Origin of the sequence: Microvirga sp. KLBC 81 (assembly GCF_003075415.1) — a bacterium.
Taxonomy (GTDB): domain Bacteria; phylum Pseudomonadota; class Alphaproteobacteria; order Rhizobiales; family Beijerinckiaceae; genus Microvirga.
In genome coordinates this window covers 13,175-38,551 of record NZ_QDAH01000005.1, presented here as the reverse complement: position 1 = coordinate 38,551, position 25,377 = coordinate 13,175, and the positions used below count along the sequence as shown (strand labels likewise).

Below are 25,377 nucleotides of genomic sequence, written 5' to 3'. Positions count from 1 at the left end.
GGGCTTACCGGTTCGGGGTTTGGGTCGATGGGATACGGGCTTGGTTGCTCTTGTCCTTCGGCGTTGCCGTCGGTTCGAGCAGGCCAAGCGCTTCGAGCTTACGGCCGATCTCATCCTCGCGCGTCGGACGGTTCGGCAGATCGGACAGACGCGCCAGTTGCTGGATCTTCAGAGCCTGAAGATCGAGATGATGATCGGCAGCGGCCTGCAGGCGGTCCGGGCGGTCCAGATATTGCCACTCTGCCTGCAGCACGGCGATGGCTTCGCGCTCGCGCTGCACCTTGGATTTCAGCTTCGCCACCTGCTCGGCATAGTAGAGCGTGTCGTACTTGATCGAATAGGCATAGCCCGCCGAAGCGATGAGGGCGGAGATCGCGACGAAATGGAGCAGCTTGGTCATCGCCGCCCTCCCTTTTTATCCGCCGTCTGCGGCAGTTCGGCTAACATCGTGATGGCGCTGAGCGGTTCCTGCGGAGGCTCGCTCGTGCGCGCCCCGGCCCGCAGCTTGGCCGAGCGCGCGCGCGGGTTACGCGCCATTTCCTGCTCGCCCGGACCGACCGGGCCTTTCGTCACCGCGTGAAATGTCGGCTCCGGCGCAGCCATTGTCGGCATGTGGCGCGAGCCGCTCGGCATGCGTCCGGTGCGAGCCGCGAAGAACTGCTTCACGATCCGGTCTTCGAGCGAGTGGAAGGTGACAACCACGAGCCGCCCGCCGGGCTTGAGAATGCGCTCGGCGGCGTGCAGCGCGCGCACCAGTTCGCCCAGTTCGTCATTGACCGCGATACGAAGCCCCTGGAACACGCGAGTTGCCGGATGAATGCCGCCCGGCTCCTGACGGATCAGCGAGGCGACGAGATCGGCAAGCTGACGCGTCGTCTGGAACGGCTCCCGACGACGTGCCTCGATAATGGCGCGAGCGACCGCGCGGGCACGGCGCTCCTCGCCGTAATGATAGAAGATGTCGGCAAGCTCGGCCTCGGAGGATTCATTGATGATGTCGGCCGCGCTAGGGCCTTGCCTCTCCATGCGCATGTCGAGCGGGCCATCGCTGCGGAACGAGAAACCGCGCTCGGCCTGATCGAGCTGCATGGACGAGACGCCGATATCGAGAACGACACCATCGACGCTGTCGAACCCTTGAGTGCGTGCAATCTCGTCGAGATCGCCGAAGCGTCCCGGCACCAGCATCAAGCGCTTCTTGAATTTGGCCGTCAGCGCAGCACCGCCCGCAATCGCATCCGGATCGCGGTCGACGGCAATCACTTTGTTCTGAGGATGAGCATCGAGAATGGCGCGCGTATATCCGCCCGCGCCGAACGTGCCATCGATGAAGAGGCCGCCCCGCGTCACATCGAGCGCATCGCACACCTCCGCCAGGAGCACAGGAACGTGACGGGTCGGTCCGCCAGCGGCTCCGGCTCCTGGGCCGTCGCCGCGTCCCATCATTGCTCCCGCACTCCTGGTGAGGTGTTCTGCACCATACGTGGCTCCACAACCCGGGCTCCCAGCGCCTTCTTCAGGTCTCGTACCTTCGTGCGCGCCCCCTCCAAGTGCGCACGGAAACGCTCGGGCTCCCAAATCTGGAACTTGTGACCGAGTCCGACGAACGTCACCGTATCGCCAATCCCGGCATGTACTTTCACTGAGTCCGTCAGGATGACACGCCCCTCCGGATCGACCTTTAAGATTTCGCTGGTCCCGAACAATGCGGTCGACAGCTGATCCCGTTCGTCCGAATAGGGCGACAGCGTCGACAAGAACGCATCGATTTCGTTCAGAAGCGTGTTGCCACCTGCGTCCAAGGCCTGCGCATCGAGCGCGGGATGAACGTAGAGACCCTCGAATCCATCCCTGGCCAAGACGGCCCGAAAGGATGCGGGGATCGAGACGCGACCCTTCGAATCCAACCTGTTGGTGAAATTGGACACGAAGCGGTTCATTGGCCGCAGCTCGCAAGCTCCCGATTGTCAGCCCCCCGGCAGACCTGGACGGCCTGCCACCCGCAGCCGGTGATAACGCTACTGTCCGAAACGAGATGTCAGCGTTTCTGATGCGCTTGACGTCCCCTTCGGAAGACACCGTCGACGGGATGATTTGGGATAACATGGGATAATATGGTCGTCAACGGAACGAGGGTGGGACGCAGGCCTTGCAACCTGCACCCTCCATGAGACGCATTTAGGGTTAATGAATCGTAAGCAGACCAATGGTTTGGTCCGCTTTGTCGCAGTTTGGGGCCTGTGGAAAAGAAGGGGTCAGCCGGCCTGTAAGCCGGGTTCTGTATGGCCCAAGGTCTAACCCTTGAACGTGGCGGCCATTCCTCTGGGACGATCATTGCTGACCGCCTCAAGCAACCAACCCGGACGACCAGCCTGGAAGCAGGCCTGGCGCGAACGCCTGTCGTCCCTATTCGGTTTTGCTCCTGGTGGGGTTTACCGTGCCGTCCGCATCACTGCGTCCGCGGTGCGCTCTTACCGCACCCTTTCACCCTTACCCTGCCAAGCAGGGCGGTTTGCTTTCTGTGGCACTATCCCTGGGGTCGCCCCCGCCGGACGTTATCCGGCACCTTGCTTCCATGGAGCCCGGACTTTCCTCCCCGAGCAAGCTCGAAGCGGCCGCCCGGCCAGCTGACAGAGGGGATGTGGTGTGAAAGGCAGGCCTGCGTCAAGGCCTTAAGACGCATTCGCCGCGGCCGTGAGCACCTTGACCTTCGCACAGTAAGCCCGTGAGGCACCGGTCATCGTCGTCGTGCGGAGGCCGAACTGATAGCGCAGGATCGTGCCGCAGGTGTCCCCGCCGGCAAGCTTGTGGGCGATCGCGAGATATTTCAGCCCAAAACGCAGATTGGTTTCCGGATCGAGCAGGCCAGCGGCATCGCCCTTGTACCCCAGGGACTGAGCCGTGCGGACATTGATCTGGGTGAGACCCACATTCGGGCCATTGCGGGCACCGGGATTGTAGCGGCTCTCGACCCGCACCACCGCATCGGCCAGCTCGTAGGACAAGCCGTTCTCGGAGGCATAGCGAGCAATCAGAGGCTTCAGGGCATTGGCCTTGACGGCATCAGCCCGCTCGGAGCGGGAGCGAACGTGGAGCTCTACCGGCAGAGAGGCGGTTTCCTCGACATTGGCCTCATGTGCCGCCTCCTGGGCAGCCGCCGCAGAAGCCTTTGTCTCGGCCTTCGCAACAACTTCCTTAGCCTTCTTGTTGTCCGTGCTTTTTCCGGCCTTGCCGGACTTTGCGGCCTTGGCGGCTTCCGCAGCCTCGGCAGCCTCCTGCTCCTCTTTGAGCGCTGCCTCAGCCGCCCCTTGCTCTTCGAGCTGAGCACGCACGAGCCGTTCAGCATCCTGCGGGGAGATCAGGCTGTTTTCCGCCCTCGCCTGTGACCCAAGGGCAAGTGCAACTGCGCCAAGAATCGCGACCACCAACGTTCTCAAATAATGCTGCCAAGTCATACAAAAACTCCAAATGGCATAGGTCGCGGGGCCGCGGTGGGTGGAGTCCAAATAAGGCAAAGTTGTGACTTAACAAGTCGCAATCGTGTTCGACGAATGCTCAAGCTCGACACTGATTCTTCGTAGAACCAAGGCGCAGAAAGGCGGGAAATAGCCTCAACGCCTTAACAAAAAATTTTTCTACAGCTCATTTGAGGAACAAGGAACTTCTTCCCCAAGTCAGGAGTTGGCGTCAGCGTAAGGTCAAGCTAAGGATTAAGCTGGGCAGCCTACAGCCCGCTAGATACAGGGAAGCCTCCATGAAGAAGATCATTACAGCGATTGCCGCGGGTGCTCTCACCCTCTCGATGGCAGCCTGCACCACTCCCGGCGAGCGTGCAGTCGGTGGCGCCGCCGTCGGCGGTCTGGCTGGCGCGGCTATCGGTGGCGCAGCAACCGGTCGTGCAAGCGGCGCTCTCGCCGGTGCAGCTATCGGCGCTGCTGGCGGCGCTGTCGTGGGTGCAGCAACGGCTCCTCGCGGCCCGGCCTGCCCGTACGGCACGTATCAGGACATGTACGGCAACATCTACTGCCGCTAAGACAGTCCTTGAATCTGAATTCAGGGGCCGAGGTCTTCTCGGCCCCTTTCCTTTTGCCTGTTGTTGAGCGTACCACTAGATCAAGATGATTCAGTCGATTTGGGGTAAGCTCGGTGGTGCCGGTATCGGCCTGGCGCTCGGAGGGCCGATTGGCGCTCTCCTGGGCGGCGTTGCCGGCCATGTGCTCATTGATCGCGAGGGCGCTCCGTTCGGAAAGCCGCCGCGCGATGTGCTGTTCACCATGGGCCTCGTGGCCCTCGCCGCGAAGATGGCCAAGGCCGATGGCGTGGTCGTCGACGTAGAGGTCAAGGCCTTCGAGCAGATCGTGGAGGTGCCGGAGAGCGAACATCCGCGGGTCAAACGCCTCTTCGAACTCGCAATGCAAACCTCTGAGGGGTTCGAAGCTTACGCCCAGCAGATCGGCACGGAGTTCAAGGAAGAGCCCGCCCTGCTGGAGGACGTGCTCGACGGCCTCTTCCACATCGCCAAGGCCGACGAGGCCGTTCACGAAGCCGAATATCTTTACCTCAAGAACGTGGCGGGGATCTTCGCCCTCCCGGAAGCGGAGTTCGAGCGCATCGCCGCGCGCCACGTGAAGCGGGCGGACGATCCTTACCTTATCCTCAAGGCTGACAGGGCCATGAGCAACGAGGATCTGAAACGGCACTATCGCAAGATCGTTGCCGAGAACCATCCCGACCGGGAGATCGCCCGCGGCCTGCCGCCGGAGGCGGTGAAGATCGCAACGGAACGGCTGGCCGCGATCAATGCCGCTTGGGAGCGCATCGCCACCGAACGGAACCTCAGGTGAGAGTATGAGCGTGTCGCTTTCCCCCGAAAGCCCTGTTGCCGCGAAGGTGTTTCCTTCACCCAATCACGGGGAGCGGAAAGACGGACAGCGCCCGAACATGCTGATCCTGCACTACACGGGCATGCCGGACGAGGGCGAGGCCCTGCAATGGCTGTGCAATCCGGTCTCCCAGGTCTCGGCGCATTATTTCGTCTTCGGCGACGGACGCGTGCTGCAGCTCGTACCGGAGTCTCGCCGCGCCTGGCATGCGGGCATGTCCAATTGGAATGGCGAGACGGATATCAATTCCTGCTCCATCGGGATCGAGATCGCCAACCCCGGCCATCCCGGCGGCCTCCCTCCGTATCCCGACGTGCAGATCGAAAGCGTGATCGCGCTCGCGAAGGACATCGTAACCCGCTGGCGCATTCCGGCGACCCGCGTGCTCGGTCATTCGGATGTCGCGCCCGGCCGCAAGGTCGATCCCGGCGAGGTCTTTCCCTGGAAGCGCCTGCACGAGGCCGGCATCGGCCATTGGGTGTCGCCAGCCAGCTTGAGCGACGGACGCTTTTTCTCGCGTGGCGATCAGGGCATGCCCATCGAAGCGCTTCAGGCGATGCTCGCCATGTATGGTTATGGCCTGAAGATCAATGGCGTGTTCGATGAAGACACGGAAAAGGTGGTCGCCGCGTTCCAGCGCCATTTTCGCCCCGAGCGCGTGGATGGCGTGGCGGATGCCTCCACCATCACCACCCTGCGCGATCTGATCGCGAGGCGGCCTTCTGCGGCCGCCGCCTGATCAATCCTACTCCGCTGCCATCGGCCTGTAGCTTGCCGGATCGTAGTTGAGGATTGGGCCGAGCCAGCGTTCAACCTCCTGTACGCTCATGCCCTTGCGCATCGCGTAATCCTCCACCTGATCGCGCTCTACCTTTGCCACGCCGAAATAATAAGCCTCCGGGTGCGCGAGGTAGAGACCCGAGACGGAAGAGCCCGGCCACATGGCGTAGGACTCGGTGAGGCTCACGCCGATACGGCGCTCCGCTTCGAGCAGATCAAAGAGCGTTGCCTTCTCGGTGTGATCGGGCTGCGCAGGATAGCCGGGAGCCGGACGGATGCCACGATATTCCTCACGGATCAGCTCTTCGTTGTTAAGGTTCTCATCCGGCGCGTAGGCCCAGAACTCCTTGCGCACGCGCTCATGCATGCGCTCGGCGAAGGCTTCTGCGAGACGATCCGCAAGTGCCTTCACGAGGATTGAGCGATAATCGTCGTTCGCACGCTCGAACTTCTCGGCAATGCGCACTTCCTCGATGCCTGAGGTCACCACGAAGGCGCCGATCCAATCCGGCTTGCCGCTTTCAGCGGGCGCGATGAAATCGGAAATGCAAAGGTTCGGTTTGCCGTCACGCTTGGAGAGCTGCTGACGCAGGCCATGGAAGGTGGCGAGCGTCTCGCTGCGGCTCTCGCCCGTGTAGAGGCGAATGTCGTCGCCCACCGCATTGGCAGGCCAGAAGCCGATCACGGCCTTCGGATTGAACCAGCGCTCCTCGACGAGCTGCTTGAGCATCGCCTGGGCGTCCTCCCAGAGCTGGCGCGCTGCTGGACCCTGCTGCTCGTCTTCGAGGATCGCCGGAAAGCGGCCCTTCAGCTCCCAGGTCTGGAAGAAGGGCGTCCAATCGATATACGGGACAAGCTCGCCGACATCATAGCTGCGGAACACCCGCGCGCCCGTGAAGGTAGGCTTGGGCGTGGAGTAAGAATCCCAATCGAGCCTCAGCCTGTTAGCGCGGGCCTTCTCGATCGGCAGGCGCTGCTTGTCGGCCTCGGAGCGCGCATGAGCATCGGCGACCCTGCGGTACTCGCTGCGCAGCGTCTCGATGTAAGCCTCGCGCATATCAGGCGAGAGCAGCGACGAGACGACACCCACCGCGCGGCTTGCATCCGTCACATAGACGGCCTGCCCTTTATGGTAGTTGGGGTGGATCTTCACCGCCGTGTGCACGCGGCTCGTGGTGGCGCCGCCAATCAGGAGCGGAATATCGAAGCCCTCCCGCTCCATCTCGCTCGCCACGTTCACCATCTCGTCCAGCGAAGGCGTGATGAGGCCGGAAAGGCCGATCACATCCACCTTCTCCTTGCGCGCGGTCTCCAGGATCTTTTGGGCCGGCACCATCACGCCGAGATCGATGACCTCGTAATTGTTGCAGGCGAGAACCACGCCGACGATGTTCTTGCCGATATCGTGCACGTCGCCCTTCACGGTTGCCATCAGCACCTTGCCGGCAGCGGAGCGCTGGTCGAGGCCCGAGGCCTGCTTCTCCGCCTCCATGAAGGGCATGAGATAGGCCACGGCCTGTTTCATCACGCGGGCGGACTTCACCACCTGCGGCAGGAACATTTTTCCGGCGCCGAAGAGATCGCCGACCACGTTCATGCCGGCCATCAGCGGCCCTTCGATCACGTGCAGCGGACGCTCGGCACACTGGCGCGCCTCTTCCGTATCCTGCTCGATGAACTCGGTGACACCATTGACGAGCGCATGCTCGATGCGCTTCTCGACGGGCCAGGAGCGCCATTCGAGATCAGCCGCCTTCGAGGCACCGGCTCCATCGCCCTTGAAGCGAGGTGCTGCTTCCAGCAGACGCTCCGTCGCATCGGGACGGCGATTGAGCACAACGTCTTCGCACAGGTCGCGAAGCTCGGAATCAATCTCGTCATAGACCGCAAGCTGGCCCGCATTCACGATGCCCATGTCCATGCCAGCCTTGATGGCATGGAAGAGGAACACCGAGTGCATCGCCTCGCGCACCGGTTCGTTGCCGCGGAACGAGAACGAGAGGTTCGACACACCGCCCGAGATATGGGCATGCGGCAGCGTCTCACGAATGATGCGCGTTGCCTCAATGAAGGCAACGCCGTAACCGTTATGCTCCTCGATGCCGGTCGCGACAGCGAACACGTTCGGATCGAAGATGATATCTTCCGGCGGGAACCCGACCCTCTTGGTGAGGATCTTGTAGGCACGGCTACAAATCTCGACCTTGCGCTCCAGCGTATCCGCCTGACCCTGCTCGTCGAAGGCCATGACGACAACGGCTGCGCCATAGGATCGGCAGATCTTCGCGTGCTCGATGAAGGCTTCCTCACCCTCCTTCATGGAGATCGAGTTCACGATGGCCTTGCCTTGGAGACACTTGAGACCGGCCTCAATGACGTGGAACTTGGACGAGTCCACCATCACCGGCACGCGGGCAATGTCGGGCTCGGCAGCAACGAGGTTGAGGAACTCCACCATCGCCTTCTCGGAATCGAGCAGGCCCTCGTCCATGTTGACGTCGATCACCTGCGCACCGTTCGCCACCTGATCGCGCGCCACATCGAGCGCAGCAGCATAATCGCCATTGGTGACGAGCTTGCGGAATTTGGCGGAACCCGTGACGTTCGTGCGCTCGCCGACATTCACGAAGGGAATGTCGGACGTGAGCGTGAACGGCTCGAGGCCCGAGAGGCGCATCAGGGGCGCCATCTTCGGCAATTGCCGCGGAGCCTTTCCGGCAACGGCCTCGGCAATGGCGCGGATATGCGCGGGCGTAGTGCCGCAGCAGCCGCCGACCACGTTGACGAGGCCGGCATCCGCGAATTCCGCGATCATGCGAGCCGTGGCCTCGGGACTCTCGTCGTAGAGGCCGAACTCGTTCGGCAAGCCCGCATTGGGATAGGCACACACGAAGGTATCGGCGATCTTGCCGATCTCCTGAATATGCGCGCGCATCTCGCGCGCGCCGAGCGCACAGTTGAGGCCGATGGAGAACGGCTCCGCATGGCGCACCGAATACCAGAAGGCGGTCGGTGTCTGGCCCGAGAGCGTGCGGCCGGAGAGATCCGTGATCGTCCCCGAGATCATGACCGGGAGTTTCACGCCCTTCTCTTCGAAGACCTGCTGCGTGGCGACGATGGCGGCCTTGGCGTTCAGCGTGTCAAAGATGGTTTCGATGAGGATGATCTCCGCCCCGCCATCGACAAGTCCCCTCACCTGCTCGGCATAAGCATCGCGCACCTGATCGAAGGTCACGGCGCGATAGCCCGGATTGTTGACGTCCGGCGAGATGGAAAGCGTGCGGTTCGTGGGGCCGATGGCTCCTGCCACGAAGCGGCGGCGACCATCCTCCCTCTCGACGATCGACGCGGCCTCACGTGCGATCCGCGCGCCCTCATAGTTCAACTCATAGACGATCTCCTCCATCCCGTAATCGGCCTGGGCAATGGAGGTGCCGGAGAAGGTGTTGGTCTCGACGATGTCGGCGCCGGCCCGGAAGTAATCGAGATGCACGTTGCGCACGGCATCCGGCTGCGTGAGGATCAGGAGATCGTTGTTGCCCCTGACATCCTGCTTCCAGTCCTTGAACCGCTCACCCCGGAAATCCTCCTCCGAGAAGCGCGAGCGCTGAAGCTCCGTACCCATGGCGCCATCGAGCACGAGAATGCGCCTGGAGGCTGCTTCACGAAGTGCCCGGAGGATTTCTGCTCCATTGGCAGGACGAGGTTCAAAAACGGTCATTGCAGTCTCTTTCAATCCGGCCGGATTGTCGTCCGGCCATCCATGCAGCGCATGGCAAATACAAATGCCCGGCTAAGCCGGGCATGAAAACTTAAGCCGCCACCTTCACACTCTGATCGCGCAACCCGAGGAGATGGCAGATCGCATAGACGAGATCGGCGCGGTTCATGGTGTAGAAGTGGAACTCGTTCACGCCGCGATCGACGAGGTCGATCACCTGCTCGGCCGCAACGGCGGCGGCCACGAGCTTGCGGGTCTCCACATCGTTGTCGAGCCCTTCGAAGCGGGCCGCGAGCCAATCGGGAACGCTGGCGCCCGTCTTGGCAGCGAAATTCGCCGTCTGCTTGAAGTTCTGCACGGGCACGATGCCGGGCACGACGGGAATGCCGATGCCGCGCGCGCGAACGCGGTCGAGATAGCGGAAATAGTGATCGTTATCGAAGAAGAACTGGGTGATGGCGCGATCCGCGCCGCAATCCACTTTCGCCTTCAAAACATCGATGTCTGCGTCGAGCGAAGCGGCTTCGGGATGCTTCTCGGGGTAAGCGGAAACCGAAACCTCGAAATCGCCGATGGCCTTGATGCCGGCCACGAGATCACAGGTCTGCTGATAGCCACCAGGATGCGGCTCATAGGCCGTCCCGATGCCGCTCACCGGATCGCCGCGCAAGGCCACGATGTGGCGCACGCCTGCATCCCAATAGGAGCGGACGACGTCATCCACCTCATCTTTGGTCGCCGCCACGCAGGTCAGGTGCGCGGCGGGCTTGAGGTGCGTTTCCTTCACGATGCGCGAGACCGTGGCATGCGTGCGTTCGCGCGTGGAGCCGCCCGCGCCGTAGGTCACGGAGACGAATTGCGGATTGAGCGGCGCGAGACGCTGGATCGACGCCCAGAGAGTCGTTTCCATCTCCGGTGTCTTCGGCGGGAAGAACTCGAAGGACACATTGATGGGCGAAGAGGCTTGCCTGCTGGGACGAAGGGCCATGGGCGACATCAGGCAACCTCTTTGTTGGGCTCGGAGAGAGGCCAATCCGTCGCGACACGGCGGTCCTGTCCAAGCCAAAGGGAAACGGTCAATTGGTCATCGCCCTTCCTGGGCGGTGCAATTTCTTTCGTGAGCGTGCAATCAAGGCCCGCCCCATCGAGCCAGCCTGCGACCTGCGACGGCGCGAAGCCGAGACGGCGATGAGCCTGCGCCTCGCGCAGGAACTCCAGCTTATGCGGCGCGAAATCCACCACGAGGATGCGCCCGCCGGGAGCAACAAGACGCGCCGCCTCGCGGATCGCGCGGGCGGGATCGTCGAGGTAATGCAGCACCTGATGGATGATCACGAGATCGAAGGTGTCGCGCGGGAACGGCGGCGCATAAATATCACCCTGTCGCAGCTCGATGCCGCGCAGGCCCGCCTTTTCGAGATTGGCGCGCGCAACGGAGAGCATCGCGTGGCTCGCATCCAGACCGACCGTGCGGCTTGCGCGCGGCGCAAGGAGCTGCAGCATGCGGCCGGTGCCTGTGCCGAGATCGACGAGGTTGCGGATCGGCCTCTGACCGAGGGCGTCGAGCACCGCGGCCTCGACCACGGTTTCCGGTGCGTGGAGCGAGCGCAGACGATCCCATTCGGGAGCAAGCCGCGAGAAGTAAGCCTGGGCTGCCTGAGAGCGCTGGGCGCGCACGGCCTCAAGGCGGGTACGGTCCTCCAGCAATTGCGGATCGGACCGGTCCAGGCTCTCGAGCGTCGGGCGGATGATCTTCAGGGCCGTGCCGCGGTCCGTGAGCCGGAAGAAGGCCCATGCCCCTTCCCTGTGCCGCTCCACGAGCCCCGCTTCCACGAGCAGCTTCAGGTGACGGGAGATGCGCGGCTGGGACTGGCCCAGAATGTCGGTGAGGTCGGAAACGGAGAGTTCGCCCTCTGCCAGCAGGGCCAGAATGCGCAGGCGCGTCTCTTCGGCGGCTGCCCGGAGGACATCCAGCGTCAAATCCAGAGATGGAGCTTCCTTGTCAGCCATGAGCCAAAACTCGCTCTTACATATAAAGATATATTTATATCTTTTTTGAAGCAAGAGCAAGCAAGGGCTTAAAGCCGCTCCACAGCCGTGAAAGCGGCTCTCTCTGGCTTAGCCATCTTTTTCGACAGGAAACCGGATCACGCGCCCAAGATGCTCTAGGTCTTGGATTCCCTGACCTTGGCTTTGTTGGCTGCAACCACGAGGAGGAAGACGGCCCCCGCGACGAACCAGGCCGAGAGGGCAATGGGCTCCCGGTTCAGGACGGCCGCGATGAGGAGCGTCACGAAGGTCTGAAGCAATTGCACCTGGCTGACATGGGCGATGCCGCCAAGCGCCAGCCCGGCATTCCAGGCGAAGAAGCCGAGATATTGGCTCATGAGAGCCACATAGACGAAGCCGATCCAGCTCCAGGCCGGGACGGCTGAAGAATCCTCCGGCATGGTCCAGAGCGCCACGGGCACCGTAACCGGCAGGGCCACGACCAGCACCCAGGAAATGACCTCCCACCCGGCCATCCCTTTGCGCACGAGCTTGCCGGAGATCACATAGCCCAGCGCCGAGGAGAGTGCCGCCGCGAGGAGAAACAGATCCCCCTGCCCCAGCGAGCCGCCGCCCTCATGCAGCGTGAAGCCGATCACGAGGCCCGCGCCAGCCAAAGCAGCAAGCCAGAAGGTCGGGCTCGGCCGCTCGCCGGCAATCAGCGTGCTGATGGCGGAGGTCGCGAGCGGCAGGATGCCAAGCACGACACCGCCATGGGAGGCCGGAACGGTCTTCATGGCGAGCGCCGTGAAGCCCGGGAAACCTCCAGTGAGACAGAGCGCCACGAGCGCCATGGTCAGAGCAAGCCGCGGCGTCGGCCATGGCTTGCGCAAGACGAGCAGCGTCATCAACGCGAACAGGCCCGCGAGCGCCGCCCGCCCCGCAGTGACGAAGAGCGGGCTCAAATGCTCGACAGCGATATGGGTGAAGGGCAGCGTGCCGGCGAATATGCACACGCCGACAAAGCCCAAGACAAGGCCGAAGGTGTCGCGAGACATGGAAGGCGCGGCTTAACGGAACGGAGGCTCGTCGAAGCTGCGAAGCTTTCGCGAATGCACGGAGGCCCGCTGGCCACGCAGGATATCGACGGCGGCAAGGCCAATCATGAGATGCTCGCTGACTGCACGCTCATAAAAGGCATTGGCAGCGCCCGGCAGCTTGATCTCGCCGTGCAGCGGCTTGTCGGATACGCAAAGCAGAGTGCCATAGGGCACGCGCAGGCGATAGCCTTGCGCAGCGATCGTGCCGCTTTCCATGTCCACTGCGATGGCGCGGGAGAGATTGATCTGCCGCCGCTCCTGGCTCCAGCGGAGCTCCCAGTTGCGATCGTCATAAGTCACGACCGTGCCGGTGCGCAGCCGGCGCTTCAGCTCGTCGCCGCGCTCGCCCGTGACCTGCACGGCGGCCTCCTGCAGGGCGACCTGGATCTCGGCAAGAGCCGGCACTGGAATTTCCGGCGGCACGGCGCCGTCGAGAATGCGATCGCGGCGGAGATAGCCGTGAGCAAGAACATAATCACCGATCGATTGCGACTGACGAAGTCCACCGCAATGGCCCACCATGAGCCAGCAATGCGGGCGCAGAACCGCAAGATGATCCGTGATGTTCTTCGCGTTCGACGGGCCGACGCCGATATTGATGAGGGTGACGCCCTGCCCGTCCTTTCGCATCAAATGATAAGCCGGCATCTGGAAGCGATGCCAGGGTGAAGACGCGATCAATTCCTCGACAGCCCCTTCGTCCAAACCGCGCTCGACGGCAATGCCGCCGGGCAGCACGAGTTTGCTGTAGGGCCCGTCCTTATGCGCCAGCTCCTTGACGGCCCAGCGAATGAACTGATCCACGTAGCGGTGGTAGTTGGTGAGCAGGATCCAGGGCTGCACCGAGCGCCAGTCGCTGCCGGTATAGTGCACGAGGCGGCGCAAGGAATAGTCGACGCGCGCGGCGTCGAAGAGCGAGAGCGGGCGCGGCTCGTTCTCGTGGAAGATCCAGGTGCCGTCGGCAATCTCATCGCCGACCTTGGCGAGAAGCGGCGTCGGGAAATGTTGCGCGAGTTCAGCGGCCGAATGCGCGCCGCGGCCCAGTTCATCGCCGCGCTCGAAGATGTAGGGATAGGGAATTTCCTGATCGCTGATGCCGACCTCGAGAGTGGCCCCATAATCGCGCACAAGATAATTCAGCTGTTCCAGCAGATAGTTCTTGAAAAAGGACGGCTGTGTGATGGTCGTTGCATAGACGCCAGGCCCCTGGAACTTCGCATAGGCGCGCTGCTTCACCGGCGGGAGGGAGCTCGCCCGGTAATCGAGTCTCAGCTCGGGATAGCGGAAGCGGGAGCGCTCAAGCGGCGTGGGAGGCGTGCCTGTGGAGAAGAAATGCTCCAGGCAATGGCGCTGCGCCTCGACGGCGCTGTCATGGAGCTGGATCAGCCGCTCGACGGCTTCTTCGGGCGTTGCAACGGGTTGAAAAGCTGCAGTTTGATCGGCTGGCACGTGAACGTCTCTACCTTTTGTCTCGTGCCTCAAGGGTCATACACGCTTTAGGCGACGAACCCAAGCCTTGCGGAGCCCGAAACGAGTATTAGACGCAAAAAACCCCGAAAGGATCCATGCCTCCGTATCGGAAGCCGGCTGCACCCCTTTCCGATTACGGATGCTGGGATAATTTAACTCCGGGGGCGAATGGGAGGAATGCCATGCGTCGTGCAATTGCTCTTGCCCTATCTCTCAGCTTCATCACTGCCGGACCCGCTCTCGCCAATCAATGCCCAAGGGACATGGCTGCCATCGACAAGGCCATGCAGACGGCCCAGCTCTCGTCGGCTGACAAGCAGAGGGTCATGAACCTGCGGCAGAGAGGCGAGGCTGCCCACAAGGCCGGCAATCACGAGGAATCGGAACGGCTTCTCGACGAGGCCAAGAGGATTCTGAAAATTTAGGATACCAGAGCCAGAATAGGAAAAGGGCTCCCGCATGGGAGCCCTTTTCGCCTTAATATCCGTTCAATCGGCCTGGAACGGAGCGGTGCCTTCTTATCGCGTGAACTTCTTGTACTTGATCCGGTGCGGGATCGTGGAATCCGTACCGAGGCGGCGCTTCTTGTCCTCCTCGTAATCCGCGAAGTTGCCCTCGAACCATTCCACATGGCTGTCGCCCTCGAAGGCCAGGATGTGGGTGGCGATGCGGTCGAGGAACCAGCGATCGTGCGAGATGATCACGGCGCAGCCGGCATAATCCTCCAGCGCCTCTTCGAGCGCGCGAAGCGTATCCACGTCGAGGTCGTTGGTCGGCTCGTCGAGCAGCAGCACGTTGGAGCCGGACTTCAGGATCTTGGCGAGATGCACGCGGTTGCGCTCACCGCCCGAGAGCACGCCGACCTTCTTCTGCTGATCGCCGCCCTTGAAGTTGAAGGCCGAGCAATAGGCGCGGGCGTTGATCTCGCGCTTGCCGAGATAAAGCACCTCGTTGCCCCCCGAGATTTCCTCGTAGAGCGTCTTGTTGGCATCGAGCGAGTCGCGGCTCTGGTCGACATAGCCGAGCTTCACGCTCTCGCCGATGGCGATGGTGCCCTCGTCCGGCTGCTCCTGACCCGTGATCATGCGGAACAGGGTCGTCTTACCGGCGCCGTTCGGGCCGATGACACCGACGATGCCGCCCGGCGGCAGCTTGAAGGACAGGCCGTCGATGAGGAGCTTGTCACCGAAGGCTTTCTTGAGGTTGTCGAACTCGATGACGTTGTTGCCCAGGCGCTCGGCGATCGGGATAACGATCTGAGCCGTCGTCGGGCCCTTCTCGTTGGCCTTGGCCACGAGGTCCTCATAGCGCTGGATACGGGCCTTCGACTTGGCCTGACGGGCCTTCGGCGAAGCGGACACCCACTCGCGCTCGCGCTCGATGGTGCGCTGGCGAGCCTCCTCCTCACGGCCCTCCTGCTCGAGGCGCTTCTGCTTCTGCTCGAGCCAGGACGAGTAGTTGCCCTCGTAGGGAATGCCGCGGCCACGGTCGAGCTCGAGAATCCAGCCCGTCACGTTGTCGAGGAAGTAGCGGTCGTGGGTGACGATGAGGATCGCGCCCGGGTAATTGCGCAGATGCCCCTCCAGCCAGGCGGTCGTCTCGGCATCCAGGTGGTTGGTCGGCTCGTCGAGGAGCAGCAGTTCCGGCTGTTCCAGCAGCAGCTTGCAGAGCGCAACGCGACGGCGCTCGCCGCCCGAGAGCTTGTCCACGGCCCAGTCGTCCGGCGGGCAGCGAAGCGCGTCCATGGCCTGATCGACCTGGGAATCGAGATCCCAGAGGCCCTTCGCCTCGATCTCGTCCTGGAGACGGGTCATCTCGTCCGCCGTCTCCTCCGAGTAGTTCATGGCGATCTCGTTGTAGCGGTCGAGCAGCGCCTTCTTGGCGGCCACGCCCTCCATCACGTTCTCGCGGACATTCTTGGTGGGGTCGAGCTGGGGCTCCTGCGGCAGGTAGCCGACGCGGGCGCCCTCGGCCACCCAGGCCTCGCCGGTCCAATCCGTGTCGATGCCGGCCATGATGCGGAGCAGGGTCGACTTACCCGCGCCGTTGACGCCGAGCACACCGATCTTGGCGTCCGGGTAGAAGGAGAGATGGATATTGTCCAAGACCTTCTTGCCGCCCGAATAGGTCTTGGAGAGGCCACGCATGTGGTAGATGAACTGTCGGGACACGGGAAAAGCCCTGTTGATAGACGGTTGAAAGGATTGGCCGTCAGTTAGCAGGGGCAGCCTGCCGGGGCAAGGCGGGGGAATGACGCCTGCCCCCTCGGGCTGTCATCCCGGAGGGCGTCAGCCGATCCGGGACCGTCATAAGGCGCCATTCTCATCCGACGATCCCGGATCCCTCTACGCGGCCTCGGGAATGACGGGGTCATCAAAGCCCGAATGGATAGGTCTCCGGCATGCCTTTCCCATGGGCATGGGTGAGCGGCGTCACCGCCTTGGTGTCCTCGAACCAGACGAAGGCGTCGAATTGTTCGGCCAGAATGGCCTCGAAATAGTGGCTGTAGAGTTCCGTCTCCGGCCGGTAGACCACGCCGATGGCCCGCTCCAGGCGCGGGCGGGACAGGGCGTTCTTCAAGTCATCCTGAAGGTTCTCCCGCCAATCGGTGAGGAAGCGGTTGAGTCCGGTCTCCCTGAAGATCCGCTCGTGGCTGTCCGGCCGGGCCGGAAGCACGGTCTTGACCCGCATGGGCTCGTCCCAATCGTCGGCGGCCGCCACGGTGCCGCGGTCGGTGCCGAAGCCGATGAGCACGGCCTCCTCGCGATAGGCCTTGCGGCAAAGCTCGCCAATGTTGAACTCGCCCTGCCAGCCCATAGCGGTGGCTGCAGCATTGCCGATATGGGAGTTGTGCGCCCAGATCACCGCCTTGGCATTGTCCCGTCGGGCGAGCAGGCTCTGGAGCGTGTCGAACATGTGCCGGTCGCGCAGGTTCCAGGACTCCGTCGCGCCCTCGTACATGATCCGGTAATAGTGCTCCGCCGCGTGGACGATTTTGGCGTTCTGTACCGCGTCGAAGAACTGCTCGCCGCCATGGGTCTCCAGATACTCCATACGTCTGTCGAGAATATCCTGCAGCTGGCGCAGCAGTTTCTCATCGCAGGGTTTCTTCTGCCCGGTGAGGACGGCTCGGCCGTAGCGCGCTGGGTCCGATTGCCAGGGGCTCAGGCAGCCATAGCGCCCCCTCGCCTCCTTGGCGGCATCCGGATCGACCTTGTCCAGATAATCGAGCACCGCGCGGATCGATGAATTGAGGCTGTAGACATCGAGCCCGCGGAACTCTGCGCGATCATCCTCGGCGTGTTCCTTGTTGTGGGCGCGCATCCAGTTCACGAAATCCGCCACCTCCTCGTTGCGCCACATCCAGGTGGGAAAGCGCTCGAAGGCGACATCGTCGGTATCGGGAACATGCCGATGGCGCACATACGCATCAATCCGCGCCGCATCGGGCCAGTCGGCCTCCACGGCCACGATGTTGAAGCCATGATGCTCGATGAGCCGCCGCGTGATGGCAGCGCGGGCCCGATAGAATTCGGACGTACCGTGGGTTGCCTCGCCGAGCAGCACGACCTTGGCGTCGGCGAACCGGTCAAACATGGCGCCAAAGGCTTCCTCGTCTTCGATTGGAGGCAGGGGCTCGCCGTGCTCGCGCACGACGCCGATCGCCTCCCTGACCGAGGCTTCATTCTCATTCTGCTTCCAGGAAAACCGGGCCATTGTCGCACCTCAAGGAAGGGAGGAGATTTCTCCACTAACGGCGGCTCAGGTCTCCTGTTCCGGCAGGCTCAGACGGCGGTTTCCATCATGATGGCAAAGGCTTGCTCGGCCGCGATCACCGTCGCCATCTGCACCGTGTGAGCGAAGCGGTAAGCCTCGCCGTAGATGGTCTCGTCGGGAAACTCGGTGATCAGCGTGAGCGGCGTGGGATGGCGCTCCTGCGCCATCAGCAGGCAGGGCACGTCGTTGATCATCTCATAGGGCGTCGCGCCGGAATGAATGGCGCAGAGCTCAAGCTGACGGCGCGTGAAATCGGCCAGCCCCGGAACGGCCGACAAGCCTCGCGTGACCGCTTCGATCAAGGTTCGCGCCGTCACCTCCCAGGATGGGTGATAGCGCAGGATAAGGAGGAAGCCTTTTGGAAGCGCCCAGTGCTCGAAGCCGCGTGGCAGATAACCCGTGAAGGGCCTTGTCCATTCATGGGCCGGGTAGCCGTGGAGGTTGATGTGCAGTTGGGCGCCCGACAACTCCAATGCCTTTCGCCGCGCACCGATCTCATAGACCGGCTCTTCCGGTCCATATTCCAGATCGTTTCCGAGAGACGTGTAACGCGCCGCATGGTGCATGTGACGCGGGTTATTCCCGCAGAGTCGCCCATGCAGGGCGTACCCATCCGGGTTCTCGACCGGGATGAAGGCGATGTTGGAAGCTGGGTTCGCGAGGAGTCGCCGCACCGCCCTGAAGGCGCCGACGGGACCGGAGGTCTCATTGGCATGCTGTCCGCTCGTGATGAGAACGGCGGGACGCGTGCCAGGCCGATAGAGGCCGCGCACAGGCCTCCCCTCACGTGAGACCGATCCAAAAACCTCGCCCGGCAAAGCAGCGAGTTCCTGCTCGATCTGGGCGAGTCCAGGGGCAGAATCTGCTATTTCCAGATCCTGCCCGGGCCGTGCGTCATTTTGGGGAGACATGAAAGCTCGTAAGGCTACGCGCACATGAGGATCGCCCCGGCCTGCTTGGACATCCGGCACGATCTGCCCCGGCATCAGACGACGGTCGTCGAGCGATCTGCCTGATTGATGGTGAAACCATTCGAGAACGGAGAAATAGAGTTCCTCGTGCAATGCCTCTCGCGTGCTCATCACCTCGTCGCCATAGCCCAGAGGTCGCTCGATGCCTGGAATCGTGACATCGATGGCAATCGTTTCCGCGTAAGGCTCCTGCAGCGGCCAGTTGTGGATCATCAGAGCATACATCACCGCATGAAAGACTTGCTCGATCTCCGTTTCCAACGGCCCGTCCCTGCCTGGCGCTCCATCGAGCAATGCCGGTGCTTTGAGCCAGCCCGTGCATGCGAGGTCTGCTTGCCCCAGATGATTTGCGCGGAGACGGTTTGGCGCGAATACCGCATGCTCGACCACACGGCCGTCACGATATTCGCATCGCACCTTGTAGGTGAGGTCCGCATCGCCCTCCTCGAACGCGACCTCTACCCCATCCAGCAAAGCTGGCAGCGGATAGGCTTCCGATAGAAAGCGCATGGGGTCGGCACCCTCATGCACCGGATAGCGAATGGCGACATGCGACAGGTCGCTGGTGTCGATCTCCTCGAGGAAGGCATGAACGAGGGGCTTGTAAGCGCTGCGGATGCGCGCCTTGACCCCCGCTTCCAAAAGCCGCTCCTCGGCCCGGCGGCGAGGTTCCTCATCCTCGAAGAGCCACACCTCGATCGTGTCTCCGCGATGATCGCCATTGCTCCATTCTCGAACAAGGCGGGCGAGCGTGCGTTCGAAGCGCTGGTCGAGGAGAACTGTCATCCCGTCAATCCGCTCACGCCGCTCCCCGCAGCGCTTCCGCCTCAAGCGCCACCCAATGGCCGGGCTCCACCTCGCGTATGCGATGAATGAGCGGCTCCTGCCCCACGGGCCGCACCGGGCTCGGAATCTCGCCTTCGATACGCGGCGGAATGCGGGAATGGAGCGGGTCTGCGATCGGAACGGCGGAGAGGAGCTTGCGAGTATAGGAATGCTGCGGGTTCTCGAAGATCGCCTGGCGGGTTCCAAGCTCGACGATCTGGCCGAGATACATCACGGCGACACGATGGCTGATCTTTTCGACGACTGCCATGTCATGCGTGATGAAGAGATAGGACAGCCGCCTCTTCTCCTGCAGCTCCATGAGCAGATTGACGATCTGCGCCTGGATCGACACGTCGAGCGCGGAGACGGATTCATCCGCGATGATGAGCCGTGGATCGCTCGCGAGAGCCCGCGCGATGCACACGCGTTGGCGCTGACCGCCGGAGAACTCATGCGGATAGCGCTTGGCGTGCTGCGGCTGGAGCCCGACATGCTCCAGCAATTCATGCACACGATGCTCTATGGCCTTGCGATCCTTGATGAGGCCGTGCACCACGATGGGCTCGGCGATGCTGTAGCCCACCGTATGGCGCGGATCGAGGGAGGCGAAGGGATCCTGAAAGATATATTGGATGTCCTGCCGCAAACGGCGGCGTTCCGCATGGCTCATGGAGGCCATGTCGCGCCCATCGAAGCGCACCGTGCCGCTCGTCGGCTCGATGAGCTGCTGGAGCGTGCGGCCGATGGTGGATTTTCCGGAACCGGATTCGCCCACCAGCGCCAGGGTCTCGCCGGGGTAGATCTCGAATCTCACCTCCTCTACTGCGTGGACGCGATGGGTCACCCGACCGAAGAAGGATTTGCCGACATCGAAACGCGTGGTGAGTTTTTCAACCTGAAGCAGTGGCTTCGCATAATCGGCGGTCTTCTGCTCGCGCACCTCGCCGACTTCTTTTGGTGCGCCGCCATCCAGCACCATGACCGGCATGCGCTTCGGATAGGGCTGCCCCTTGAAGCTGCCCAGACGCGGAACGGCGGAGAGCAGCGCGCGGGTATAGGGATGCCGAGGTGCAGCGAAGATCTCGCGCACGGGCGCCTGCTCCACCTTCTCGCCCTTCCACATCACCACCACATCGTCCGCCATCTCGGCCACCACGCCCATGTCATGGGTGATGAAGATGACGGCTGTGCCCATCTCGGCTTGCAGGTCGCGGATGATGTTGAGGATCTGCGCCTGGATCGTCACGTCGAGCGCAGTGGTGGGCTCGTCCGCAATGAGGAGCTTCGGGTTGCAGGCCAGCGCCATGGCGATCATCACGCGCTGGCGCATGCCGCCCGAGAGCTGGTGCGGATAGCGCTCCAATAGCCTGTCCGCATCTGGCAGGCGCACCTTCTGGAGCAGCTCTTTCGCCCGCAAATGTGCTTCACGGACGGTCAGCCTCTCATGAAGAAGGAGGGCCTCTTCGATCTGGTCGCCGATGGTGAAGACCGGGTTGAGAGAGGTCATCGGCTCCTGGAAGATCATGGCGATGTCGTTGCCGCGGATCGCCCGGAGCTGATTGTCGGAGGCCTTCGCGAGATCGACGGCCTTCCCCTCGTCATGACGCAGCAGAACCTCTCCGCTGACGATCCGCCCGCCCGAATAATCGGTGAGGCGCATGATCGCCAGCGACGTGACGGATTTTCCTGATCCGGATTCACCCACGACGGCCAGCGTCTGTCCCGGCTGAACATCGAAGCTCACATTCCTGACCGCGCGGAAGGCTCCCGGCCCCTTTCCGAACTCCACGGAAAGATTGCGAACGGAGAGAAGCGGCTGCGACGAATGGGAAAAGGTGCGATCCGGCATCAATGAACTCATCAAAGTGGCACCGGCCCTGTCGGGCCGGCGTTGAATCTTGTCTTCCAATCAGGCGACCCACTCGCCGCCGCGCATCAGCGGTTCGGCCCTGCCGTCCTGGGTGATGCCATCCACGTCCACCTGGTCGGAACCGATCATCCAATCGATGTGGATGAGGCTCTTGTTGGCGCCGCGCGAGGCCAGTTCCTCCTCGCTCATGCTGCCGCCCTCGCGGATGCACTTGCTGTAGGCCTGGCCCAGAGCGATGTGGCTCGAGGCGTTCTCGTCGAACAGCGTGTTGAAGAAGAGAAGGCCGCTCTGCGAAATCGGCGATGAGAAAGGCACGAGCGCCACCTCGCCAAGACGGCGCGCTCCCTCATCCGTGTCGAGCACCTTCGCCAGCACAGCCTCGCCAGTGCGGGCCTTCGCTTCCACGATGCGGCCGCTCTCGAATTTCACCTGGATGTCCTGGATCAGCGTGCCGTTATAGGAGAGCGGCTTCGTGCTGGTGACATATCCGTCCACGCGGTCCTTGTGCGGCGTGGTGAAGACCTCTTCGGTCGGGATATTGGCGTTGCAGACGATGCCGTTCTTCGCCTTGGCCGAACCGCCGTTCCACTCGTGCCCGTCAGCCAGACCGACGCGCAGATCCGTGCCGGGGCCGCTAAAATGCAGCGCGGCATAGTTCTTCTCGTTCAGCATCCGCGTGCGTGCCTGGAGGCCGGCGTTGTGCTTCTCCCAGGCCGCAATCGGGTCCGGCGTGTCGACGCGGGAGGCGGAGAAGATCGCGCTCCAGAGCTTGGCGACCGCCATATCCTCCGGATCGTCCGGGAACACGGTCTTCGCCCAGGATGGCGTTGCGGCGGACACGATGGTCCAGTTGGTATCGAAGCCTGCGATCAGGTTGAGGGCCGGCATATAGGCCTTGGAGCGGGCGCGGTTGGCGCGGGAGACCTTTTCCGGATCCTCCTTGGCAAGCAGCGACGGATCCTCGCCGACGACGGCGAGCCGTGCCGCGCCGTTCCTGTAGGCAGCCGCCATGCCCTCGTATAGCCAAGCGGAGGCCGCATCGAAGCTCTCGTCGCGGCCATGGCGGAAGCGCATGAGAGTCGCTTCCTCGTCCGAGAAGATCGTGGTCACGAGCGAGGCCCCCGCCCTGTAGGCATGTTCCGTGATGCGACGCACCAGGGGAACCGCATCGAGCGGGGCGGTCATGATGACCTCCTGACCGGGCTTCAGCCCAAGGCCCACCCGCACAGCGACCTCGGCGAGGCGGTCGAGGAGCCCGGCGTGGGCTTCGGCGTCGGACGGGCTGCGGAATTGCTCGTTCATAATGTCATCTCTCGAAAGGCAAAGATTGAGGGAAGGCTACACGCCTTAAGGGCAGGCGCAACCTCCTTGGCTGCAACTCACATATTCTCAGGCATCGCCGAGCCAAGGGCCTCCTGGTCGAAAGCAATGCTCTTGATGATGGCCTGGACAGGCAAACCCGTCTTAAGGCCAAGCCGCTCCACGGATTTTCGGGTTACGCTGGCGACAAGGCTGTCGCCACCGCAATCGACAGTCACATCGACGCTGGCGCCGACCGGCTCCTCAATAGCCGAAATGATGCCGGGCAGGACATTGAGAGCACTCAGGCCCTCAGGTGGATCGAGGGAGAGAATAATGTCTCTTGCGCGGAGGCGCACGCGCACGGATGCACCGACGGGAAGATCAAGACGGGAGACCGTGAGGGTCCCGGCAGCAGCCTGCAGAACGGTCAGTCCATAAGCCTCCTCGTGTCGAAGCACGCGGGCCGTGACCAAGGCACCCGTTTCAGCCGGACCGGTGTGAGGAAAGAGCCTCGCGTGCCTCAAGATATCGGAGGCGGGCCCAAAGGCCGTCACCTGCCCGTCGTTCAGAATCACGACGGAGGTGGCAAGCCGCGCGATTTCCGGAACGGAATGGCTCACGAGAACCATCGGCACATTTCCCTCGTCCCGCAGCCGCTCGATATAGGGATAGATCTCGGCCTTTCTCTCCTCATCGAGCGAAGCCAGAGGCTCGTCCATCAACAACAAATGCGGATCGGAGAGAAGCGCACGACCGATGGCGACACGCTGTTTCTCACCGCCTGACAAGGTCGAGGGCCAACGGCTCAGGAGATGCCCAATGCCAAGCAGATCGATGAGCGTGTCAAAATCCGCATCGCGCTCACGCCTCGGCGTGAACCAGCGCCCGAACAGAAGATTCTGACGCACGTTCAGATGCGGGAAGAGGCGCGCTTCCTGGAAGACGTACCCGATCCTTCGCCTGTGCCTCGGCACGAAGACGGCTTGTGCCGTATCGACGAGAACGCGTCCTTTCACAGAAACGCGTCCCGCGCTTGGACGAATGAGACCACCGATGACGTTGACGAGCGTCGTCTTGCCGGACCCGGAGGGGCCGAACAGAGCCGTCAGCCTCCCTTCCGATTGGAAGCGCGCATCGAGCCGGAAACCGCCCTGCTCATGATGAAGATCGATATCGATGATCATCACGCGAGGAACCTCCGCCTGACGCGGCGCGCCATCCATTCAGACATCCAGAGCGCTGCAATGGAGATGGCGACAGACACGAGCGTCAAACGCAATGCACCACCCTCACCTCCGGGAACCTGCGTGAAGGCGTAGATGGCGGATGGAATGGTCTGCGTCTCGCCCGGAATGTTGGACACGAAAGTGATGGTGGCGCCAAACTCCCCCATTGCCTTCGCGAAGGACAGAACCATGCCGGCGATGATGCCGGGCAGGATCAGCGGCAGAGTGACGAAAAGAAACACCCAGGCATGATGCGCGCCCAACGTGCCTGCGGCGTCTTCGAGCTTACGATCCACCGTCTCGAGCGACAGACGAATGGCGCGCACGAGCAAGGGAAAGCCCATGATGGCGCAGGCGAGCGCCGCGCCCGTCCAGCGGAAGGACAGCACGATGCCGAACTGCTCGGCGAGAAAAGAGCCGATAGGACCACGCCGCCCGAAGCCGAGGAGAAGGGCATAGCCGACGACCACGGGCGGAAGAACCAGCGGCAGATGAACAAAAACGTCGAGCGCCTGCCGCCCCCAGAAGCGCCCGCGCTCCAGCGCATAGGCAACAGCAATGCCAGGAAGAAGACTTGCCGTCATCGCAACGAGCGCGACCTTGAGGCTCAGGCGGACCGCCGTCCATTCTTCAGGAGAAAGCCAGTCCGTCACGAGCCCGAACCTGGTGTTGCCATGACACCGAAACCCTGCTTCTCGAAGAAGGGTTTGGCTTGCGAGGACCGTAGAAAGTTCAGGAAGGATGCTGCATCCGGATTGGCAGCATCCTTCGTCAGCGCTGCCGGGTAAACGATCGGCGGATGCGTGCTCTCTGGAAAAGTCGCAACGATCTTCACGTTCGGATCGGACACGGCGTCGGTCTTGTAGACGATGCCGAGAGGCGCCTCGCCCCGTGAGACGAGAAAAAGCGCAGCGCGCACATTCTCCGTCTGCGCAATCCTGTCCTTCACGCCGGCCCAAGCACCGAGCTTTTCGAGAGCGGCCTTGCCATACTTGCCAGCGGGAACAGCTTCCACCTGTCCCATGGCGAGGCGACCATCGCCGAGCGCAGACGCGAGATCGAGACCGGGCTGGAGAGAAACCTGCACGCTCGTGTCGTTCGGCGCGATGAGCACGAGGCTGTTGCCCAGCAGGTTGATGCGAGTCTCGGGCTGGATCAGGTTCTTCAAGGCTGCATGATCCATCCAGTCGAGATCGGCGGAAAAAAAGATATCCGCAGGCGCTCCCGCTTCGATCTGCTTGGCGAGCGCGTTGCTCGCGGCATAGGAGATCACGGCCGCCTTGCCGGTCTCTCGCTTCCAGGCCGCGGCTGCATCATCGAGAGCATTCTTGAGGCTCGCGGCGGCAAAGACCACGACGTCCTTGGCCTGTGCGGGGGTAATGAAGCAGGCAAAAGCAAGCCCGAAGACCAGCGCCTTGAACGCGCTCCGTCCGGATCGTGCTGTCTGCATAGCCTGCTCC

The 25,377-nt window shown here is 62.6% G+C and carries 21 protein-coding genes and 1 other RNA gene; 4 read left to right on the top strand and 18 right to left on the bottom strand.

All coding sequences use genetic code 11. The features are described 5' to 3' along the window. Positions 1-4 precede the first annotated feature (4 nt). The 5 genes from DC522_RS05365 to DC522_RS05345 form a co-directional block, all read right to left on the bottom strand. A complete protein-coding gene (locus DC522_RS05365) occupies positions 5-400 on the bottom strand; it encodes a hypothetical protein (RefSeq protein WP_116527673.1) in 396 nt (131 codons plus the stop codon). Further along, complete coding sequence (gene rsmH / locus DC522_RS05360; RefSeq protein ID WP_116527672.1) at positions 397-1,446, bottom strand: 16S rRNA (cytosine(1402)-N(4))-methyltransferase RsmH; 1,050 nt, start codon at positions 1,444-1,446, stop codon at positions 397-399. The genes DC522_RS05365 and rsmH overlap by 4 nt, the downstream gene beginning before the upstream one ends. Beyond that, complete coding sequence (gene mraZ, locus DC522_RS05355) at positions 1,443-1,940, bottom strand: division/cell wall cluster transcriptional repressor MraZ (RefSeq protein ID WP_116527671.1); 498 nt, start codon at positions 1,938-1,940, stop codon at positions 1,443-1,445. The genes rsmH and mraZ overlap by 4 nt, the downstream gene beginning before the upstream one ends. A 311-nt stretch (positions 1,941-2,251) precedes the next feature. Next, positions 2,252-2,631, bottom strand: an RNA gene (gene rnpB, locus DC522_RS05350) — RNase P RNA component class A. Positions 2,632-2,672: 41 nt separating this feature from the next. Further along, positions 2,673-3,425 (bottom strand): transglycosylase SLT domain-containing protein, encoded by a 753-nt coding sequence (locus DC522_RS05345; protein ID WP_165820059.1) that lies wholly within the window; start codon positions 3,423-3,425, stop codon positions 2,673-2,675. 329 nt (positions 3,426-3,754) lie between these two features. On the opposite strand from DC522_RS05345, the gene DC522_RS05340 reads away from it, so the two are divergent. From DC522_RS05340 to DC522_RS05330, 3 genes are all read left to right on the top strand, one after another. Next, positions 3,755-4,033 carry a glycine zipper domain-containing protein gene (locus tag DC522_RS05340; protein WP_116527669.1) on the top strand — a complete coding sequence of 93 codons (279 nt, stop codon included), beginning with the start codon at positions 3,755-3,757 and terminating at the stop codon, positions 4,031-4,033. A gap of 85 nt (positions 4,034-4,118) precedes the next feature. Then, the gene (locus DC522_RS05335; protein WP_116527668.1) at positions 4,119-4,844 is read left to right on the top strand and encodes a TerB family tellurite resistance protein; all 726 of its coding nucleotides are present in this window, start codon (positions 4,119-4,121) and stop codon (positions 4,842-4,844) included. Between the two features lie 4 nt (positions 4,845-4,848). Next, positions 4,849-5,622 (top strand): N-acetylmuramoyl-L-alanine amidase, encoded by a 774-nt coding sequence (locus DC522_RS05330; protein WP_205769511.1) that lies wholly within the window; start codon positions 4,849-4,851, stop codon positions 5,620-5,622. A 6-nt stretch (positions 5,623-5,628) separates the two neighbouring features. On the opposite strand, the gene metH is transcribed toward DC522_RS05330, so the two are convergent. From metH to DC522_RS05305, 5 genes are all read right to left on the bottom strand, one after another. Further along, on the bottom strand, positions 5,629-9,384 hold the full coding sequence (metH, locus tag DC522_RS05325; RefSeq protein WP_116527667.1) for a methionine synthase: 3,756 nt from the start codon (positions 9,382-9,384) through the stop codon (positions 5,629-5,631). A 91-nt stretch (positions 9,385-9,475) separates the two neighbouring features. Further along, on the bottom strand, positions 9,476-10,381 hold the full coding sequence (gene metF, locus DC522_RS05320) for a methylenetetrahydrofolate reductase [NAD(P)H] (protein ID WP_116527666.1): 906 nt from the start codon (positions 10,379-10,381) through the stop codon (positions 9,476-9,478). Further along, positions 10,381-11,394, bottom strand: a complete 1,014-nt coding sequence (locus DC522_RS05315; protein ID WP_116527665.1) for a metalloregulator ArsR/SmtB family transcription factor — start codon at positions 11,392-11,394, stop codon at positions 10,381-10,383. The genes metF and DC522_RS05315 overlap by 1 nt, the downstream gene beginning before the upstream one ends. 155 nt (positions 11,395-11,549) lie before the next feature. After that, positions 11,550-12,431 carry a DMT family transporter gene (locus tag DC522_RS05310; protein WP_116527664.1) on the bottom strand — a complete coding sequence of 294 codons (882 nt, stop codon included), beginning with the start codon at positions 12,429-12,431 and terminating at the stop codon, positions 11,550-11,552. A 12-nt stretch (positions 12,432-12,443) separates the two neighbouring features. Beyond that, entirely contained in the window at positions 12,444-13,922 is a 1,479-nt protein-coding gene (locus DC522_RS05305; protein ID WP_116527663.1) for an AMP nucleosidase, read from the bottom strand. Positions 13,923-14,125: 203 nt separating this feature from the next. On the opposite strand from DC522_RS05305, the gene DC522_RS05300 reads away from it, so the two are divergent. Beyond that, complete coding sequence (locus DC522_RS05300; protein ID WP_116527662.1) at positions 14,126-14,368, top strand: hypothetical protein; 243 nt, start codon at positions 14,126-14,128, stop codon at positions 14,366-14,368. 93 nt (positions 14,369-14,461) lie between these two features. On the opposite strand, the gene ettA is transcribed toward DC522_RS05300, so the two are convergent. From ettA to modA, 8 genes are all read right to left on the bottom strand, one after another. Next, positions 14,462-16,114, bottom strand: coding sequence for an energy-dependent translational throttle protein EttA (ettA, locus tag DC522_RS05295; RefSeq protein ID WP_116527661.1), 1,653 nt, complete (start codon positions 16,112-16,114; stop codon positions 14,462-14,464). Between the two features lie 202 nt (positions 16,115-16,316). Further along, a complete protein-coding gene (locus tag DC522_RS05290; RefSeq protein WP_205769509.1) occupies positions 16,317-17,660 on the bottom strand; it encodes an erythromycin esterase family protein in 1,344 nt (447 codons plus the stop codon). Positions 17,661-17,728: 68 nt separating this feature from the next. Then, complete coding sequence (locus tag DC522_RS05285; RefSeq protein WP_116527660.1) at positions 17,729-19,477, bottom strand: M14 family zinc carboxypeptidase; 1,749 nt, start codon at positions 19,475-19,477, stop codon at positions 17,729-17,731. Positions 19,478-19,490: 13 nt separating this feature from the next. Next, positions 19,491-21,368: an ABC transporter ATP-binding protein gene (locus DC522_RS05280; protein WP_116527659.1), complete on the bottom strand. Its 1,878-nt coding sequence runs from the start codon at positions 21,366-21,368 to the stop codon at positions 19,491-19,493. A 60-nt stretch (positions 21,369-21,428) separates the two neighbouring features. Beyond that, the gene (locus DC522_RS05275) at positions 21,429-22,691 is read right to left on the bottom strand and encodes an aminopeptidase (protein WP_116527658.1); all 1,263 of its coding nucleotides are present in this window, start codon (positions 22,689-22,691) and stop codon (positions 21,429-21,431) included. 77 nt (positions 22,692-22,768) lie between these two features. Continuing rightward, positions 22,769-23,875, bottom strand: a complete 1,107-nt coding sequence (gene modC / locus DC522_RS05270) for a molybdenum ABC transporter ATP-binding protein (protein WP_116527815.1) — start codon at positions 23,873-23,875, stop codon at positions 22,769-22,771. Next, positions 23,875-24,570, bottom strand: a complete 696-nt coding sequence (modB, locus tag DC522_RS05265; RefSeq protein ID WP_116527657.1) for a molybdate ABC transporter permease subunit — start codon at positions 24,568-24,570, stop codon at positions 23,875-23,877. The genes modC and modB overlap by 1 nt, the downstream gene beginning before the upstream one ends. Continuing rightward, entirely contained in the window at positions 24,567-25,367 is an 801-nt protein-coding gene (gene modA / locus DC522_RS05260) for a molybdate ABC transporter substrate-binding protein (protein ID WP_116527656.1), read from the bottom strand. The genes modB and modA overlap by 4 nt, the downstream gene beginning before the upstream one ends. Between the last annotated feature and the right edge of the window lie 10 nt (positions 25,368-25,377).

Excerpts from the sequence above, each read along its gene's own strand:
- modC (WP_116527815.1), bottom strand. The coding sequence starts at position 23,875 with ATGATCATCGATATCGATCTTCATCATGAGCAGGGCGGTTTCCGGCTC.
- DC522_RS05335 (WP_116527668.1), top strand. The coding sequence starts at position 4,119 with ATGATTCAGTCGATTTGGGGTAAGCTCGGTGGTGCCGGTATCGGCCTG.
- DC522_RS05315 (WP_116527665.1), bottom strand. The coding sequence starts at position 11,394 with ATGGCTGACAAGGAAGCTCCATCTCTGGATTTGACGCTGGATGTCCTC.
- modA (WP_116527656.1), bottom strand. The coding sequence starts at position 25,367 with ATGCAGACAGCACGATCCGGACGGAGCGCGTTCAAGGCGCTGGTCTTC.
- DC522_RS05280 (WP_116527659.1), bottom strand. The coding sequence starts at position 21,368 with ATGCCGGATCGCACCTTTTCCCATTCGTCGCAGCCGCTTCTCTCCGTT.
- DC522_RS05310 (WP_116527664.1), bottom strand. The coding sequence starts at position 12,431 with ATGTCTCGCGACACCTTCGGCCTTGTCTTGGGCTTTGTCGGCGTGTGC.
- DC522_RS05285 (WP_116527660.1), bottom strand. The coding sequence starts at position 19,477 with ATGACAGTTCTCCTCGACCAGCGCTTCGAACGCACGCTCGCCCGCCTT.
- mraZ (WP_116527671.1), bottom strand. The coding sequence starts at position 1,940 with ATGAACCGCTTCGTGTCCAATTTCACCAACAGGTTGGATTCGAAGGGT.
- DC522_RS05290 (WP_205769509.1), bottom strand. The coding sequence starts at position 17,660 with ATGGCCCGGTTTTCCTGGAAGCAGAATGAGAATGAAGCCTCGGTCAGG.
- DC522_RS05340 (WP_116527669.1), top strand. The coding sequence starts at position 3,755 with ATGAAGAAGATCATTACAGCGATTGCCGCGGGTGCTCTCACCCTCTCG.
- DC522_RS05275 (WP_116527658.1), bottom strand. The coding sequence starts at position 22,691 with ATGAACGAGCAATTCCGCAGCCCGTCCGACGCCGAAGCCCACGCCGGG.
- metF (WP_116527666.1), bottom strand. The coding sequence starts at position 10,381 with ATGTCGCCCATGGCCCTTCGTCCCAGCAGGCAAGCCTCTTCGCCCATC.
- DC522_RS05330 (WP_205769511.1), top strand. The coding sequence starts at position 4,849 with ATGAGCGTGTCGCTTTCCCCCGAAAGCCCTGTTGCCGCGAAGGTGTTT.
- DC522_RS05300 (WP_116527662.1), top strand. The coding sequence starts at position 14,126 with ATGCGTCGTGCAATTGCTCTTGCCCTATCTCTCAGCTTCATCACTGCC.
- rsmH (WP_116527672.1), bottom strand. The coding sequence starts at position 1,446 with ATGATGGGACGCGGCGACGGCCCAGGAGCCGGAGCCGCTGGCGGACCG.
- metH (WP_116527667.1), bottom strand. The coding sequence starts at position 9,384 with ATGACCGTTTTTGAACCTCGTCCTGCCAATGGAGCAGAAATCCTCCGG.
- DC522_RS05365 (WP_116527673.1), bottom strand. The coding sequence starts at position 400 with ATGACCAAGCTGCTCCATTTCGTCGCGATCTCCGCCCTCATCGCTTCG.